This window comes from Acinetobacter sp. 797_lipA, assembly GCF_058243025.1.
Map to the genome: position 1 here is coordinate 3,413,480 of NZ_JBZAYQ010000001.1, position 13,472 is coordinate 3,426,951.

Annotated in this window: 11 protein-coding genes and 1 pseudogene; 10 read left to right on the forward strand and 2 right to left on the reverse strand. The window is 40.6% G+C overall.

The features are described 5' to 3' along the window. The first annotated feature begins 359 nt into the window (after positions 1-359). Genes ribBA through glmS form a run of 7 tightly spaced genes read left to right on the forward strand, consistent with a single transcriptional unit; the run spans position 360 to position 7,089 of the window. The gene (gene ribBA, locus AC4CU2_RS16790) at positions 360-1,475 is read left to right on the forward strand and encodes a bifunctional 3,4-dihydroxy-2-butanone-4-phosphate synthase/GTP cyclohydrolase II (RefSeq protein ID WP_004983924.1); all 1,116 of its coding nucleotides are present in this window, start codon (positions 360-362) and stop codon (positions 1,473-1,475) included. 18 nt (positions 1,476-1,493) lie between these two features. Further along, complete coding sequence (ribH, locus tag AC4CU2_RS16795; protein ID WP_004684294.1) at positions 1,494-1,964, forward strand: 6,7-dimethyl-8-ribityllumazine synthase; 471 nt, start codon at positions 1,494-1,496, stop codon at positions 1,962-1,964. A gap of 4 nt (positions 1,965-1,968) precedes the next feature. Next, complete coding sequence (gene nusB / locus AC4CU2_RS16800; protein ID WP_004684291.1) at positions 1,969-2,424, forward strand: transcription antitermination factor NusB; 456 nt, start codon at positions 1,969-1,971, stop codon at positions 2,422-2,424. A 12-nt stretch (positions 2,425-2,436) separates the two neighbouring features. Next, positions 2,437-3,354 carry a thiamine-phosphate kinase gene (thiL, locus tag AC4CU2_RS16805; RefSeq protein ID WP_490769132.1) on the forward strand — a complete coding sequence of 306 codons (918 nt, stop codon included), beginning with the start codon at positions 2,437-2,439 and terminating at the stop codon, positions 3,352-3,354. Beyond that, positions 3,332-3,853 carry a phosphatidylglycerophosphatase A family protein gene (locus AC4CU2_RS16810; RefSeq protein WP_234965109.1) on the forward strand — a complete coding sequence of 174 codons (522 nt, stop codon included), beginning with the start codon at positions 3,332-3,334 and terminating at the stop codon, positions 3,851-3,853. Before thiL ends, AC4CU2_RS16810 begins: the two co-directional genes overlap by 23 nt. A 20-nt stretch (positions 3,854-3,873) precedes the next feature. Next, positions 3,874-5,238, forward strand: coding sequence for a bifunctional UDP-N-acetylglucosamine diphosphorylase/glucosamine-1-phosphate N-acetyltransferase GlmU (gene glmU, locus AC4CU2_RS16815; RefSeq protein WP_348960187.1), 1,365 nt, complete (start codon positions 3,874-3,876; stop codon positions 5,236-5,238). 12 nt (positions 5,239-5,250) lie between these two features. Further along, positions 5,251-7,089: a glutamine--fructose-6-phosphate transaminase (isomerizing) gene (glmS, locus tag AC4CU2_RS16820; RefSeq protein WP_490769133.1), complete on the forward strand. Its 1,839-nt coding sequence runs from the start codon at positions 5,251-5,253 to the stop codon at positions 7,087-7,089. 599 nt (positions 7,090-7,688) lie between these two features. On the opposite strand, the pseudogene AC4CU2_RS16825 reads toward glmS, so the two are convergent. Beyond that, positions 7,689-8,178: pseudogene (locus tag AC4CU2_RS16825) on the reverse strand (GNAT family N-acetyltransferase). Beyond that, the gene (locus AC4CU2_RS16830; protein WP_017396924.1) at positions 8,168-8,434 is read right to left on the reverse strand and encodes a type II toxin-antitoxin system TacA family antitoxin; all 267 of its coding nucleotides are present in this window, start codon (positions 8,432-8,434) and stop codon (positions 8,168-8,170) included. The pseudogene AC4CU2_RS16825 and the gene AC4CU2_RS16830 overlap by 11 nt, the downstream one beginning before the upstream one ends. A gap of 429 nt (positions 8,435-8,863) precedes the next feature. Here AC4CU2_RS16830 and AC4CU2_RS16835 point away from each other — a divergent pair, with 429 nt between their 5' ends. From AC4CU2_RS16835 to AC4CU2_RS16845, 3 genes are read left to right on the forward strand one after another with little or no spacing between them, the layout of a single operon-like run. Then, the gene (locus AC4CU2_RS16835) at positions 8,864-9,667 is read left to right on the forward strand and encodes a heteromeric transposase endonuclease subunit TnsA (protein WP_060513852.1); all 804 of its coding nucleotides are present in this window, start codon (positions 8,864-8,866) and stop codon (positions 9,665-9,667) included. Further along, entirely contained in the window at positions 9,654-11,774 is a 2,121-nt protein-coding gene (locus AC4CU2_RS16840; protein ID WP_490769134.1) for a TnsB C-terminal domain-containing protein, read from the forward strand. Before AC4CU2_RS16835 ends, AC4CU2_RS16840 begins: the two co-directional genes overlap by 14 nt. Continuing rightward, positions 11,771-13,453 carry an AAA family ATPase gene (locus AC4CU2_RS16845; RefSeq protein WP_279661835.1) on the forward strand — a complete coding sequence of 561 codons (1,683 nt, stop codon included), beginning with the start codon at positions 11,771-11,773 and terminating at the stop codon, positions 13,451-13,453. Before AC4CU2_RS16840 ends, AC4CU2_RS16845 begins: the two co-directional genes overlap by 4 nt. Positions 13,454-13,472 lie beyond the last annotated feature (19 nt).

The following is a 13,472-nucleotide window of genomic DNA, read 5'->3' on the forward strand; positions in this document are numbered from 1 at the left end:
GTTGCAGCACCCTGCTCAAAATGAACCTGATGGTCAATTTCAAAAAAAGAAGGTACTCTAACGCTCAACCACACGCCGCCAATAGCGCAACATTTTTCTCGACTACCTATTCACTAAGCCGATTGATCTATTTTCGATAAAATTATTCTTTTTTATGCTTTTCAATTGCTTAAAGACTAGGCACATTTCAGCTTTTTAAAATAAAGGCATCTTTTCAAGCTGGGACTGACTGTGTATAACAATGGACGACTCAAGGAAATGATTCGCACATAGGCAAAAGCCTGAAAAAAGCTTAAACTATGTGCCAATGAAAACAAATGATATGTCGTCCATGGCGACAACGATGAAGGTGAAGGTTGATGCCGCTCAATACCGTTGAAGAGCTAGTTGCAGATATCCGTGCAGGTAAAATGGTCATCCTGATGGATGACGAAGATCGTGAAAATGAAGGTGATTTAGTTATCGCAGCGACCCATGTTCGCGCAGAAGACATCAACTTTATGATCACCCACGCACGTGGTTTGGTGTGCTTAACGCTCAGCCGTGATCGCTGTAAACAATTGAATCTTCCATTGATGGTCGATGCCAATGGCGCACAACATGGCACCAACTTCACGCTCTCCATTGAAGCGGCAGAAGGTATTTCTACAGGGATTTCACCTGCAGAACGTGCGCATACTATTCAAACGGCAGTAGCGGCACATGCAAAACCATCAGATATCGTTCAACCAGGACATATTTTCCCATTGATGGCGCAGCCTGGTGGAGTTCTACACCGCGCAGGTCATACCGAAGCAGGTTGTGATTTATCTCGCCTAGCGGGTCTAGAGCCTGCATCGGTCATCTGTGAAATCATCAATGAAGATGGCACGATGGCGCGCCGTGCCGATCTTGAAATTTTTGCTGAAAAGCATGGTTTAAAAATTGGCACTATCGCGGATCTGATTCACTATCGTATGACCAACGAGCAAACAGTTGAACGGATTGATCAGCAAAGCATTGATACCGAATATGGCACGTTTGACTTATATCGTTACCGCGAATTAGGTAATCCAGATATTCACTTGGCTTTGGTGAAAGGTGAACCGAAAGAAGGGGTAACCACCGTTCGTGTCCATGGTTTCAACCCTGTTCGCGACCTGCTCAAGCTCAACAAAAAAGACGGTGAGCCAGCATGGAATCTCGACAAAGCCCTGCAAGAAATCGCAAGCAGCGATCGTGGTGTTTTAGTCTGGATTGGGCAGCGTCATTTACAAGACTTAGGCCCAGCCCTAGACAGCCTTACAGCACCAAAACCAACCAAATCCAATGCTGCTTTATCTCAGCAGTACCAAACCATTGGGGTTGGCGCCCAAATTTTACGTGATTTAGGCGTAGAAAAGATGAAGCTTTTGAGCTCACCTTTACGCTTTAATGCACTCTCTGGGTTTAATTTAGAAGTGGTGGAATATATCACCGCACATCAAACAACTTAAAAAATCATCGAGGTTGCTATGGCAATTCGCCGTATTGAAGGTATGTTACATCTCGCTAGCGAAGGCCGTTATGCGATTTTAGTGGGTCGTTTTAATAGTTTTGTTGTCGAACATCTATTAGAAGGTGCAATTGATACATTGAAACGTCATGGTGTATCAGAGGATAATATCACTGTTGTTCATGCACCAGGCGCGTGGGAACTTCCTGTCGTGGCTAAAAAATTAGTGGCGTCTGAACGCTTCGATGCCATCATTGCACTGGGTGCTGTGATTCGTGGTAGCACACCGCACTTCGACTTTGTTGCAGGTGAATGTGCCAAAGGTTTAGGCGTGGTTGGCCTAGAATCTGGTCTTCCAGTGATTAATGGTGTATTGACTACGGATAGTATTGAACAAGCGATTGAACGCTCGGGTACAAAAGCAGGTAATAAAGGCGGCGAAGCTGCTCTTACTGCAATTGAAATGGTTAACTTGTTAAAGGCTATTTAACGCTATGTCGCAAACATTGCAAGCAACTTATGCAGCAAAACGTAAAGCACGTCGCTTTGCTGTACAAGGAATTTACGAATGGCAAATGAGCCACAATCCAGTCCATGAGATCGAAGCACGTACGCGTGTGGAAAATGCCATGCACAAAGTGGATCTGAGCTATTATCATGAATTGTTAACCCAAGTGGTTGCCAATCATGAAGCATTGGATGCGCTCTTAATCCCTGTGCTTGATCGCGAAGTTTCTGCGCTTGACGGCGTGGAACTAGCAACCCTTCGTTTAGGCGCATATGAACTCAAGGAACACCTTGAAGTCCCATATCGCGTGGTTTTAGACGAAGCGATCGAGCTTGCTAAACATTTTGGCGGTGCCGACAGCCATAAATACATCAATGGTGTATTAGATCGTTTAGCAACAACTTTACGTGCAGCAGAAAAGCAACAAGCGAACTCACAGTAGTAGATTTGTTGTATGGCTGAGTTTTCGATCATTGATAGCTATTTTAATCGTCAGAGTCCTCATTCTGTCGATTTAGGCGTCGGTGACGACTCAGCCTTGCTCACCCCACCACCGCAGCAACAATTGGTCATTTGTGCCGATACCTTGGTTGCTGGACGTCACTTCCCGCTTGATACCAGCCCACATGCGATTGGCTGGAAATCTGTCGCAGTCAATTTATCTGATATCGCCGCAATGGGCGCGAAACCTCAGAGTATTTTATTGGCCTTGAGCTTACCCCAAATTGATCATGACTGGCTCAAAGGCTTTAGTCAGGGTTTATATGATTGCTGTGATCAATTTGGAGTGAGTTTAATTGGTGGAGACACCACCCAAAGCCCACATCTCACCATTTCCGTGACTGCACTGGGCTGGGTCGATATCGGTCAAGCCGTCACCCGTTCTGCCGCTCAAGTGGGTGATTTGATTTGTGTCAGTGGTACTGTCGGCGATGCTGCTTTTGCCCTGCAGCACTTAGGCCACCCTCTCCAACACCGTTTGGACTACCCTACCCCACGCTGCGAACTGGGGCAAGCACTCAAAGGCTTAGCGCACAGTATGATTGATGTGTCGGATGGCTTAGCACAAGATCTCGGTCATATTTTAAAAGCATCCCATGTGGGCGCGACCCTACAGCTTGATCAATTGCCCATCAATACCACGCTACAAGATTTAACACGAGAACAACAATGGCAATATGCTTTGGCGGGTGGCGATGACTATGAATTATGCTTTACAATAAGTCCGCAGAATTATGAAAAACTTTTGCAACAACAAAACCATAGCAGCATCAGTGTCATTGGAAAAATTGATGCCGAAAGTGGTCTGCGTTTTCAACAAAATGGCTTAGACCATTCCTTGCAATTTAATGGATATCAACACTTTGCATAAGCCCCCTATCCTCTTTCGTCAGATGTCTTTGTATGACCGTTTCATCGTATTCTGTGGTGTAGGGTTTGGCTCAGGGCTAGCACCCAAAGCACCAGGAACGTTTGGTTCTGCATTCGCACTGCTGTTCGTCCCGATTTGGCTTGCAATTGGCTTATCGAACACCATTATTGCCATCATCCTCATGTCTCTGATTGGCATTTATATCTGTGGGCATACTGCCAAAGTGATGGGCGTACATGATGATGGGCGTATTGTATGGGATGAGTTTGCTGGTCAGTCCATCACCTTTTTGCCTGTCCTGTATTTAGGGCAAATGAATTGGCTCTGGCTGCTGCTAGGTTTTATTTTATTTCGTATTTTTGATGTGTGGAAACCGTGGCCGATTCGTGTCATTGACCAAAAAGTCGAAGGTGGTTTTGGCATTATGCTCGACGACCTAATTGCAGGACTATGGGCTGCACTTTGTATTTGGATTTATTTTTATTTCACTGTGGCTTAGGCCATTTTTAGGATTACAACATGTCAACGACTGTTATTATTCTTGCTGCAGGTAAAGGAACACGTATGCGTTCTTCTTTACCCAAAGTACTACAACCACTTGCAGGACGTCCTTTACTTGGTCATGTCATCGACACTGCAAAAAAATTAAATGCAGCCAATATTATTACAATTTATGGGCACGGCGGAGCACGAGTTCAAGAAACGTTTACTCATGAAAAGATTGAATGGGTGGAACAAGCAGAGCAACTCGGAACTGGCCATGCGGTGCAAATGACACTCCCTGTCCTTCCACAGGAAGGCAGCTCACTGATTTTATCAGGCGATGTACCTTGCATCTCTCAAAACACGCTACAAAAATTACTCAATGCAACTGCCGAGACAGGCATTGGTCTAGTGACTTTAACTTTAGCCGATGCAACAGGTTATGGGCGTATAGTGCGTGAGAATGGTCAGATTCAGGCGATTGTTGAACATAAAGATGCAACCACAGAGCAGCATCAGATTAAAGAAATTAATACCGGTATTTACTGTGTCAGTAATGCCAAATTGCACGAATGGTTACCTAAACTCAGCAATAACAATGCGCAAGGTGAATATTACCTGACTGATATTGTAGCAATGGCCTTAGCTGATGGGATGCAAGTCGCATCGGTGGAGCCTGAACAAGCCTTCGAAGTTGAAGGAGTGAATGATCGTATTCAGCTCGCCGCATTAGAACGCCAATTCCAAACCGATCAAGCCAAAAAGCTCATGCAGCAAGGTGTGCATTTAATTGATCCTAGTCGCTTTGACCTTCGTGGAAATTTAACCGTTGGGCAAGACGTACGCATCGACATCAATGTGATTATTGAAGGCGAATGTGAATTCGGCGACCATGTAGAAATTGGTGCAGGCTGTATCATCAAAAACACCAAGATCGCAGCAGGTACAAAAGTTCAGCCGTATAGCATCTTTGATAATGCTATGGTCGGCGAAGATGCGCAGATTGGTCCTTTTGCTCGTTTACGACCAGGTGCAAAACTGGCTGCTGAAGTGCATATTGGTAACTTCGTTGAAGTCAAAAACACCAGCGTTGGCTTCGGTTCAAAAGCCAACCACTTTACCTATTTAGGTGATGCTGAAATTGGTGCAGGCTCGAACATTGGTGCTGGGACTATTACCTGTAATTATGATGGTGCAAATAAATTTAAAACCATCATTGGTGATGCTGCATTTATTGGTTCCAACAGCTCATTGGTTGCACCTGTCACGATTGGCAATGGGGCAACCATCGGCGCAGGTTCAACCATTACCCGTGATGTTGCAGAGAATAGCTTAGCGGTAGAACGCTCTAAGCAAGTTGAAAAAGAAAACTATCAACGTCCACAAAAGATGAAGAAATAAGAGGATTAAATTATGTGCGGTATTGTCGGTGGCGTTGCAGAACGTAGTATTACCAATATTTTAATTGAAGGTTTAAAGCGTCTTGAATATCGTGGCTATGACTCTGCGGGTTTAGCGCTGGTCAATCAAGGCCAAGTTTTACGCGAAAGACGTGTCGGTAAAGTATCCAATCTAGAAGAAGCCGTTAATCAATCGGGTATTCTCGGTTCTCTAGGTATTGCACATACACGTTGGGCAACCCATGGCAAACCCACTGAAGATAATGCCCATCCGCACATTTCAGGCGATGTTGCTGTAGTCCATAACGGTATTATTGAAAACTATCAAGAACTTAAAGATGATCTTGAAGCTTTAGGCTATGTATTTACCTCACAGACCGATACCGAAGTGGTCGCTCACTTAGTGAAGGATGCTTTAAAGTCAACTCCAAGCTTGCTGGAAGCTGTGCAACAAGTCGTGCCTCAACTTAAGGGGGCTTATGCACTAGGTATCGTACATACCGACCATCCCAATGAACTGATTACCGTGCGTGAAGGTTCACCTTTGGTCATTGGAGTCGGTATTGGCGAAAACTTTATAAGTTCAGATCAATTGGCTTTACTGCCTATTACCAATCGTTTTATTTACCTTGAAGAAGGTGATATTGCTCGTTTAACCCGCAATAGCATTGAAGTTTTTGTCGCTGGTCAACGGGTCGAGCGCCCAATCAAAGAATTAGATGCTGCCGTCAGCAATGCATCTAAAGGTGAATATAAGCACTACATGCTCAAAGAAATTTATGAGCAACCTGAAGCAATTCAACAAACCATTTCTCAAGCCCTAGATGGCAATGCACTGCGTGAAGACTTTCTTGCCAATGCAGTTGCTGATTTCCAAAAAATTCAGCAAATCCAAATCATTGCCTGTGGGACCAGCTACCATGCGGGGATGATTGCCAAATATTGGTTTGAACAACTGATTGATCTACCGTGCCAAGTAGAAATTGCGAGCGAATTCCGCTATCGCAGCCCTGTCATTGTCAATCACACGCTTTATGTTTGCATTTCACAGTCTGGTGAAACCGCTGATACTTTAGCCGCACTGCGTGATACCCAAAAGCGTGCTGCAGCAAAAGGTGCTGACATCACCACCATGACTATTTGTAATGTCGCAACATCGTCTATGGTACGTGAGACCAATCATAGTTTGCTTACACTGGCGGGTCCTGAGATTGGTGTAGCATCAACCAAGGCGTTTACCACGCAGCTTGCAGCACTCATGTTATTGGTCCTCAAAATCGGTACAGTTAAGAAGAGCATTTCTGTACAGCATGTGGCTGAGATTACGGCTGAACTTTGGCATACCCCTAAAGTGATTTTAGATACCTTACGTAATGACCCTGAAATTTTACGTTTATCTGAACTTTTCGTAGAGAAGCAGCACTGCTTATTCTTAGGTCGTGGCACGAATTTCCCGATCGCACTCGAAGGGGCATTGAAACTCAAAGAGATTTCATATATCCATGCTGAAGGCTATGCCGCAGGTGAACTTAAACATGGTCCGCTCGCTTTAGTCGACAATGACATGCCTGTGGTCATTCTCGCACCGAAAGATGACATGCTCGATAAACTCAAATCGAATATGGAAGAGGTTCAAGCCCGTGGTGGTGAACTCTTTGTCTTTGCCGATGAAAATAGCGGCATTAAAGCCAAAGATCGTCAGCATGTAGTTTATGTACCAAGCATTAGCCCAATATTGGCTCCAATTGTTTATAGCGTGCCTGTACAACTGTTGTCTTATCATGTTGCGGTTCTTCGTGGTACGGATGTCGACCAACCTCGAAACCTCGCTAAATCGGTTACTGTAGAATAATTATTTAAATAAAGGCTGGGAATTTTGTGCTCGTATAATTAAGTTTGTATCAAATAATTAAGTTTAGATTTAATTATTTTAGTTTGTACATTAATGAAATGAACAAACAAAACCCTACCCTGTAGACCCAGTGATTCTTCACCAAGTCTACAGGGTTTTTAATATAATTAAACTCAAATTAGCATCACACCAGAAATATAAAATTATTACCAATATATTCAATAATATAAATATGTAAAAATCCCACCCTAGATTCAAAAAGCATTCCTTTTTGACCTCACCTTGAAAACATTTCATTTTATTTAAAGTATGCTTCGCCTTTCTGCGCAAGAATTCGCATTTTAAAGCGGAAGAATCTTATACAAACTTAATTTCATCTAAAATTAAAGATAGTAAATATTAATACAAACTTAATTTTAAAACAAAAAAAACAACGAATAATATATATCAACAACTTAAGATAAAAAATAAAACAAACTTAATTAAATAACCATAATTAGACGCAGTATTTGGTCATAAAGCAAAATAAGGGATAAGGAACTATGTGCAAACTCTGAATAAGTCTATTAGCTATTCTTGTTACTAGCTAGCAGCCCACCTTATTTAAAATGAGGTATTTCATTCACTGGATATATTAATGTTAATGGATTTGATGTTAATGAGATAAAGCCAAACCGCTGATAAAAACTTCATAGCTTTTTGATCCTTAGCATGTATTACAACAAAATTAACACCAATAATTTGAGCAACTTTTGAAACTTGTTTAAGAGCATGTGCTAAAAGTACTTTTCCAACTCCTTGCCCCTGTGCAGCTTGATCAACGGCAAAGCGCTCCACAACCACACAAGGTAAGGGATAACGAGGTAATCGTTTAGTGAGAACAGCATCAACCCCATCAAATCCTATAGAGGTACTTGATAGACAATAAAACCCCCTCACCTGTGCATCATCATCAATAGCAACATAGGTTTTACTTGTTCCTGATTTCTGATGTTGGGATGCGTATTGTTTTATGAACTTATTTAAATCATCTTGCCCACAATTAAATGATTTTTTCTGATGATGGGCTTGTAAAACCTCAATTTTCATCCAATAAACTCATTAAATTTTTCATCTCATCATTTGCAGGGCGCGGATTTTCAAGCAAATTCATTAACATATCACGATCAGCATTATTTACTTTTAACTCGTGATTAGATTTAAGTAATTCTTTTGCTCGTTCAAATGAGGATTGGATCATAAAGGAACTCACACTAAGACCCAATAAATTCGCAGCTTGCTCAATTACAATCTTTGCATCTACGGTTGAACGAACATTGATTCGTTCTGTTGCTAAGTTAGCCATATTTTCCACCAATTTGTACATCATAATGATGTACAAATTTTAGCGGATTAAGATAGTACTTTAAGATCCAAATTTACATATTTTGTTCTAAAATATTTGGAATAGAAAATAAACATTTTACTATGAACCAGAATGAATGGTCGGGTTTGAGTATGAATATGCAGTTGGTTTACATAAGAATATGCAACGATGTTTACTAAGATGTAATTTGAATACTTTTGCCTATCATTAACGTTTTTTAAACTCATTAATTGAGTACTAAAATACCAGATTAATTATTAAGTTAATGAATTAAAAGAATAATTAAATAAAAAATTATAAAATTTTGTTTGTATATAAATATATTTAAGTTTGTATGTTTTTGCCAAATACAAAATTACCCCCATTCAGATATGATTAATTATCCACCAAAATCCACAGGTCTTCTGTATGGCAAAAATTATAAAAAACTATGAAGAACTAGTAACAGAAGGGTATGGCCAGGGCCATGGACGCGATTATAAACCTTGTAAAACTGTTCAAAACTTCAGTTCAATTGGTCGCTCTCACAGAGTACAAGGCCGTGTCAGTAAACGTCTTCATCACTTATTTTCTGATCTAGAGCTATCTACCTTTTTACTGCTTGACTGGAATCAGAACGTTACAGATATTCGCGAACATTATCCTTTGGATATCTATGATCTTAACTCCATCTGTTCTCGTTTCCGAATGAAAAAAGTATCGGTTGACTATATACCTTTTACCCTATCTTCAGATTTTTTAGTTGATTTTGGTAAGTTTTCTATAGCCCTTGACACTCTTTACAGCAAGGATCTGAATAAAGCTCATGTTATTGAGTCATTAGAAATTAAACGTCGTTACTGGGAAGAAGAGCACAATACGCCGTTCAAACTGATCACTGAAAAAGACATTCCTGCTACGGTACTAGAGAACATTAAATGGCTGTATGTAGAAAAAAATGACCTTGAAATAACAAATCACATGATTGATCAAGCAGTTTATTTTATGGAAGAAATTAGCCAGTACCCTCAAAGCTCATTAATCCAATTTTGTAAGCATTCTGACCAAACTCAAAAAATGGGTATCGGAGCGACGCTCGCATTGTTTAGAAAATTATTTGCACTGCGAATACTTCAATTTAATCTAGAAATTTCGTACTTGGAGCTTAAACTCTCTGATATTCATGCAAGTAATTTGCTCCAGAATGAGAATACAGTCCATGCAACTAATTAATTCAGTTTACATCTTGAATTCAACACAATACCGAATACTCAAATTCTTACCGCAGTATACGGTATGGATTGCGATTGATAATAAAAATGCTTTTCCTGAACTCATTTTGTCTAAGGAACTTCAAACTCTCTCAGATGATCAAAGCCTGATACCAGCGCAAGATCCTTATGAATACTTAAAACGATTAAACTTGAGTGAAGATTCTATTCAACTCAAAAAAAGAGGTGAAAACTTTTTAATTATTCAAGATTTAATTAATGATGAACAAGTTCTTATCAATACAAAAATCAGGACTGCAAAAATTAAAACTCTACATCTAGAGAAAGAAGTATCAATTAATAAAATTCTACGACTCCTAAGACGCTACTGGCAGCGTGGTCAAACTATAAATGCTTTGGTACCGGACTATGAAAACTCAGGTGGAAAAGGTCAAAAAAGAGCTATAGGTGATAAAAAAATTGGCAGACCACGCATCTATGAATCGAATGGAGGTAAGAATGTCACTGAACAGGTTGAATTATATTTTAAGAAAGCCATCGAAGAGTATTTAGTTCCTGTCAAAAAACAATCCATTAACGAAACTTATCTTCGGTTTAAAAGTGTATTTTCTAAGCACTTTCATCAAGTGCAAACCTCAGATATTCCAACCTATGCTCAATTCTATTATTTTTATAATACGCGATATAGAAATAAGAACAATTCCAAGGAAATTCTGACGAATCAGAAAACCCTGAAAGATCACAAACCTCTAACTTCAACAGCAACCAAGCAAGCAAATGGCCCTGGCGCACGTTATGAGATAGATTCAACGGTTGCTGATATTTACCTTGTATCATCACGAGATCCATCACAGATTATTGGCAGACCTACCGTCTATCTTGCTATCGATGTATTTAGCCGGATGATTACTGGGCTTTATGTTGGTATGGAAAACAGCTCATTTAACACAGCCATACAATGCCTCAGTGTCGCAATCCAAGATAAAGTGACATTCTGTCAGAGTTACGGCTTACAAATACAACCAGAGGACTGGCCGATTTATGGTTTACCTAGTGCCATACTTGCAGACCGTGGTGAACTAATTGGCTATCAAATTGAACTTCTTGAAAAAAACTTTTCTGTTCGTATTGAAAATGCGCCACCGTATCGAAGCGATGCCAAAGGTATTGTGGAGAGGGCTTTTGGAATCATTCAGTCACGCTTTAAATCCTACGAGAATATTGGTGTTGTTTCTGGATTCAAGGAAAAAAAGAAAGGCGGACATGATTATCGACTAGAAGCTTGTCTAACTTTAGAAGAGTTCAGAAAAATCATATTAAGCTGCGTCTTGTTACGCAATAATTTTGATATTTTGACGAAATATGATCGTAGTGCCGATATGCCGACTAACCTGCCTTCTATCCCCCTTAAGCTCTGGCAGTGGGGTCTACAGCACCGTACTGGGATGTTAAGACAAGTGGATAACAAATCACTATATGTTGGCTTGTTACCTAGGACCGACGCCTCCTTAAGTGACAAGGGACTTAAAGTCAAAGGCTTACTCTATCAATGTCTGGAAATGCATCAACAAGGCTGGTTTATTCGTAACACGACCAAATCCCGCCCGAAAAAGTTGCGGATTGGTTTTGACCCATACTCAGTAAATACCATTTATGTTTTCTTTGATGAAAATAAGTTGGAATACTGGGAAGCGTACTTAAGTGATGCCTCACGTCAATATCAGCATCTGACCTGGTGGGAAGCTGAACAAATTCAAAAAGCAATCAAAACTGTTGAAAAACAGCATTCACAACTAAAGTCTGTAGCCATCAGTGAATTACAGGATTTTACTGACAAAATCATCCACACAGCACAGAGCCGGCAGGCTCAAGCAGGAGTTCACCAACTTTCTAAAGCACAACGTACTCGGGATATTCGTCAGAACAAACAAGAAGCAATTCAGGTGGAACGTGAGGAACATCTCCAAAATAGGTCCGTCAATTCTATCCGGACTATCCATTCCAACCAAGACAATACTCCAACACCCCCATCTCACAGCAGCAATCTGGATTTGACCAGTCAACCAGACTTAATGAGACAATTATTTGAAGAGGACGATGAAGAATGAATAATAATGAACTCGCGGTCAACACATCGATAGAAGATATCTATGGGGATAATCCTCTCATTACTCAATTACCGCCTATCCTTGACACAAAATCGGTCATTAAACACCTACGAGGGAAACTGAAATTTATTCCAGAACAGCGTTTCTTACCCCAACCAGAAAGAATCCATCTGATTGCTCAGTTGCCTCATGATTTTTTTCAACCACTGACTAAACATCTATCCCTTGAACAAAAAATTTCTATCATGATCCGGCAAGGTTACGTGAGCAGAAACATCACTAATGGGGATAGACATCGACATTTACACGCTGCTTTTCAGCAACTAGAACCATCAAATGAAAGCTCTTACCGCTATGCACCTCCAGAGTCGACTGCAACTAGCATGTCAATTATAGGATGTTCGGGAAGCGGTAAAACAACGACAATGAACAAAATTTTGCGTTATTACCCGCAAGTGATTGAACATAGAGAGCTGGGATTAAAACAAATTGTTTACCTTAAAATTGATTGTCCGCATGACAGCTCTTTAAAAAACTTATGCTCAAACTTTTTTAGAGCAGTAGATTTAGCATTAGGAGATACAAACTTCGAGCATCGTTTCACCAGAAGTCGCTTAAATGTGAATGCTATGCTGCAGCAGATGAAAATTATCGCAAATAATTATTCTATTGGACTTTTAATCATTGATGAAATCCAGCATTTGAATACAAAAAAATCTGGCGGGGCTGAAATCATTCTTAATTTCTTTGTCACCCTTGTGAATGTGGCATCCATTCCAATTGTGATGATTGGGACACCCAAAGCCAATGAAATTCTGCAAGAAGATTTAAGATCAGCTAGACGCAGTGCAGGATTAGGCTCTTTAATCTGGGAACCTATGCGCAATGAAGCACCCACTCCCGATCCTAGCACCCCTGATCAAATGATCATTTCTGAATGGTATGCTTTCACCAACAAGCTGTGGCAATATCAATGGGTTCAACAACCAGCTGAACTGACCGATGAATTAAGAAACACTTGGTATTATTATACGCAGGGCATTCCAGATTTAGTGGTTAAACTGTTCTGCTTGGTGCAGATTCATGCGATCACCATTGGTCTGGAAAAAATTACATCTGAACTTTTTAAAAAAGTCTACGAAGAACAATTACAGCCAGTCCACGATATTTTGGATGCACTCCGCTCAGGCAACCCCACACGTATTGCACGATATTCTGACTTAACGATCCCTCAAGTTCAAATTGAGGAATATGTTGAACAACACCGTTTCAAAGCTGCATTAAAAACGGAAATACAGCGTAAAGATCTAGGACCACATTATTCCACACTGATAGGTATGCTAACGGCCTTAGGTCACCCCGCTGCTACAATTGATCTGCATGTCACTTCTGCATTAAAAAAATATCCAAACGAGAACTTACAGGTACTACTCCAACATATTCTGGAAGTATTAGACAGCTCTGTAGCAAAAGATAAATTGGACCAGCCTCAGACCACAACTTCGGTAAGAAAACCAAGAACATCACGCAAAGTCATGAAAGCAGAAGAATGGAAGAGCACTGAAGCCAATGACTTACGAAACTTTTTCAGTCAAGCACAAGAAAAGGAAGTAGATGTTTATGAGCTATTAAAATCATCTCACTATTTGTTTGATCCTACCCGTCCCATTTTGCATTAAGCAGAAAAATGGAGGGTAA

What these genes read in the sequence shown, in the direction of transcription:
- ribBA (WP_004983924.1), top strand. Translation starts at nt 360, where the DNA reads ATGCCGCTCAATACCGTTGAAGAGCTAGTTGCAGATATCCGTGCAGGT.
- ribH (WP_004684294.1), top strand. Translation starts at nt 1,494, where the DNA reads ATGGCAATTCGCCGTATTGAAGGTATGTTACATCTCGCTAGCGAAGGC.
- nusB (WP_004684291.1), top strand. Translation starts at nt 1,969, where the DNA reads ATGTCGCAAACATTGCAAGCAACTTATGCAGCAAAACGTAAAGCACGT.
- thiL (WP_490769132.1), top strand. Translation starts at nt 2,437, where the DNA reads ATGGCTGAGTTTTCGATCATTGATAGCTATTTTAATCGTCAGAGTCCT.
- AC4CU2_RS16810 (WP_234965109.1), top strand. Translation starts at nt 3,332, where the DNA reads ATGGATATCAACACTTTGCATAAGCCCCCTATCCTCTTTCGTCAGATG.
- glmU (WP_348960187.1), top strand. Translation starts at nt 3,874, where the DNA reads ATGTCAACGACTGTTATTATTCTTGCTGCAGGTAAAGGAACACGTATG.
- glmS (WP_490769133.1), top strand. Translation starts at nt 5,251, where the DNA reads ATGTGCGGTATTGTCGGTGGCGTTGCAGAACGTAGTATTACCAATATT.
- AC4CU2_RS16830 (WP_017396924.1), bottom strand. Translation starts at nt 8,434, where the DNA reads ATGGCTAACTTAGCAACAGAACGAATCAATGTTCGTTCAACCGTAGAT.
- AC4CU2_RS16835 (WP_060513852.1), top strand. Translation starts at nt 8,864, where the DNA reads ATGGCAAAAATTATAAAAAACTATGAAGAACTAGTAACAGAAGGGTAT.
- AC4CU2_RS16840 (WP_490769134.1), top strand. Translation starts at nt 9,654, where the DNA reads ATGCAACTAATTAATTCAGTTTACATCTTGAATTCAACACAATACCGA.
- AC4CU2_RS16845 (WP_279661835.1), top strand. Translation starts at nt 11,771, where the DNA reads ATGAATAATAATGAACTCGCGGTCAACACATCGATAGAAGATATCTAT.